Raw genomic sequence first — 3,077 nt, forward strand, 5'->3', positions numbered from 1 at the left:
TGAGGTGGATAAGGTATCTCCAAGTTGAATATATAGACTTGGTGAAGCGAACCCGGGGAACTGAAACATCTAAGTACCCGGAGGAAAAGACATCAACCGAGATTCCGTTAGTAGTGGCGAGCGAACGCGGACCAGGCCAGTGCCTTGATTTCAACTAGCAGAACGCTTTGGAAAGAGCGGCCATAGCGGGTGACAGCCCCGTATGCGAAAGTGATAGTCAAGGACTCGAGTAGGGCGGGACACGTGAAATCCTGTCTGAACATGGGGGGACCACCCTCCAAGCCTAAATACTCGTACATGACCGATAGCGAACACAGTACCGTGAGGGAAAGGTGAAAAGCACCCCGATGAGGGGAGTGAAACAGTACCTGAAACCGGATGCTTACAAGCAGTTGGAGCCTCTTTAGGGGGTGACAGCGTACCTCTTGCATAATGGGTCAGTGACTTAATGTACCATGCAAGCTTAAGCCGTTAGGTGTAGGCGCAGCGAAAGCGAGTCTGAACAGGGCGATTTGAGTATGGTGTATTAGACCCGAAACCCGGCGATCTAGGCATGACCAGGTTGAAGGTGCGGTAACACGCACTGGAGGACCGAACCGGTGAATGTTGAAAAATTCTCGGATGAGTTGTGTTTAGGGGTGAAAGGCCAATCAAGCCGGGAAATAGCTGGTTCTCCGCGAAATCTATTGAGGTAGAGCGTCGGATATTTGCCGTTGGGGGTAGAGCACTGGATGGATGCGGGGGTCGCGAGATCTACCAATTCTAACCAAACTCCGAATACCAACGAGTCTAGTCCGGCAGACAGACGGCGGGTGCTAAGGTCCGTCGTCAAAAGGGAAACAGCCCTAACCTACAGCTAAGGTCCCCAAGTCATCACTAAGTGGGAAAGCATGTGGGAATCCCAAAACAACCAGGAGGTTGGCTTAGAAGCAGCCATCCTTTAAAGAAAGCGTAACAGCTCACTGGTCTAAACAAGGGTTCCTGCGGCGAAAATGTAACGGGGCTAAAGTGATGCACCGAAGCTTAGGGTTCAGATCTTTGATCTGAGCGGTAGCGGAGCGTTCCGTAGGCGAGTGAAGCCAAAGGGTAACCGATGGTGGACGTATCGGAAGTGCGAATGCTGACATGAGTAGCGATAAAGAGGGTGAGATGCCCTCTCGCCGAAAGACCAAGGGTTCCTGCTTAAAGCTAATCTGAGCAGGGTGAGCCGGCCCCTAAGACGAGCCCGAAGGGGGTAGTCGATGGGAACCACGTTAATATTCGTGGGCCTGGTGGTGTGTGACGGATCACTTACATTGTACGTCCTTATTGGATTGGACGTGCTTTCACGTGGTTCCAGGAAATAGCCCCACCGTATAGACCGTACCCGAAACCGACACAGGTGGTCAGGTAGAGTATACCAAGGCGCTTGAGAGAAGTATCCTGAAGGAACTCGGCAAATTGCCTCCGTACCTTCGGAAGAAGGAGGCCCCATGTTTGCGCAAGCAGATGTGGGGGGCACAGGCCAGGGGGTAGCGACTGTTTAGCAAAAACACAGGACTCTGCTAAGTCGGCTTCAAGACGACGTATAGGGTCTGACGCCTGCCCGGTGCTCGAAGGTTAAGAGGAGGAGTGCAAGCTCCGAATTGAAGCCCGAGTAAACGGCGGCCGTAACTATAACGGTCCTAAGGTAGCGAAATTCCTTGTCGGGTAAGTTCCGACCTGCACGAATGGCGTAACGACTTCCCCACTGTCTCCAGGATATGCTCAGCGAAATTGAATTCTCCGTGAAGATGCGGAGTACCCGCGGTTAGACGGAAAGACCCCGTGCACCTTTACTGCAGCTTCAGAGTGGCATTAGGATAGAATTGTGTAGCATAGGTGGGAGGCTTTGAAGCACCGGCGCCAGCTGGTGTGGAGCCATAGGTGAAATACCACCCTGTTATGTTCTGATGTCTAACCCAGGACCGTTATCCGGTTCGGGGACCCTCTGTGGCGGGTAGTTTGACTGGGGCGGTCGCCTCCTAAAGAGTAACGGAGGCGCGCGATGGTAGGCTCAGGCCGGTTGGAAACCGGCTGCAAGAGTGCAATGGCATAAGCCTGCCTGACTGCGAGATTGACGAATCGAGCAGAGACGAAAGTCGGTCATAGTGATCCGGTGGTCCCTCGTGGAAGGGCCATCGCTCAACGGATAAAAGGTACGCCGGGGATAACAGGCTGATGATTCCCAAGAGCTCATATCGACGGAATCGTTTGGCACCTCGATGTCGGCTCATCACATCCTGGGGCTGGAGCAGGTCCCAAGGGTTTGGCTGTTCGCCAATTAAAGTGGTACGTGAGCTGGGTTCAGAACGTCGCGAGACAGTTTGGTCCCTATCTGCCGTGGGCGTCGATACTTGAGAGGAGTTGTCCCTAGTACGAGAGGACCGGGATGAACATGCCTCTGGTGTACCTGTCGTTCCGCCAGGAGCGCAGCAGGGTAGCTATGCATGGACGGGATAACCGCTGAAAGCATCTAAGCGGGAAGCCTCCCTCAAGATTAGGTATCTTCGAGTCGTGATAGACCATCACGTTGATAGGCCGGGTGTGGAAGCGTGGTAACGCGTGGAGCTAACCGGTCCTAATAACTCTGATCATGCTTGATGAATCCCACCATCAATGACAGCCCTGCAACAGGAAGCTGTCCGGTAGGACGATAAGCAGCCAGAACAATACGATCTGAAATACGCACGGGCAAAACATCGATTAAACCCAACGACACAACGCGTCGGCTCCATTGCTTGGTGACCATAGCGTCAGTGACCCACCCGATCCCATCTCGAACTCGGCCGTGAAACCTGACAGCGCCAATGGTACTGTGGCTCAAGCCCCGGAAGAGTAGGACGTCGCCAGGCATTGAAGCCGACGCGCACAATCGTTGAACACAAAAAACCCATCACAATGACAAAACACAAAAGGGCCAAGGGGAAAAATCCCCCAAAGGCCCTCTTCGCGTTCCCCTCGAACGCACACAATCGGTGACGCGGGGTGGAGCAGCCCGGTAGCTCGTCAGGCTCATAACCTGAAGGTCGCAGGTTCAAATCCTGCCCCCGCAACCA

Annotated in this window: 1 tRNA gene and 2 rRNA genes (1 of these 3 cut by a window edge); all 3 read left to right on the forward strand. The window is 53.7% G+C overall.

Annotation, left to right across the window (positions count from 1 at the left end):
- Positions 1-2,623: ribosomal RNA gene (locus QOL62_RS19465) — 23S ribosomal RNA — on the forward strand (it extends 172 nt beyond the left edge of the window).
- Between the two features lie 135 nt (positions 2,624-2,758).
- Positions 2,759-2,873 (forward strand): 5S ribosomal RNA (rrf, locus tag QOL62_RS19470).
- A 127-nt stretch (positions 2,874-3,000) separates the two neighbouring features.
- Positions 3,001-3,077, forward strand: a tRNA-Met gene (locus QOL62_RS19475).

Source organism: Novosphingobium panipatense, from assembly GCF_900182875.1.
Lineage (GTDB): Bacteria > Pseudomonadota > Alphaproteobacteria > Sphingomonadales > Sphingomonadaceae > Novosphingobium > Novosphingobium panipatense.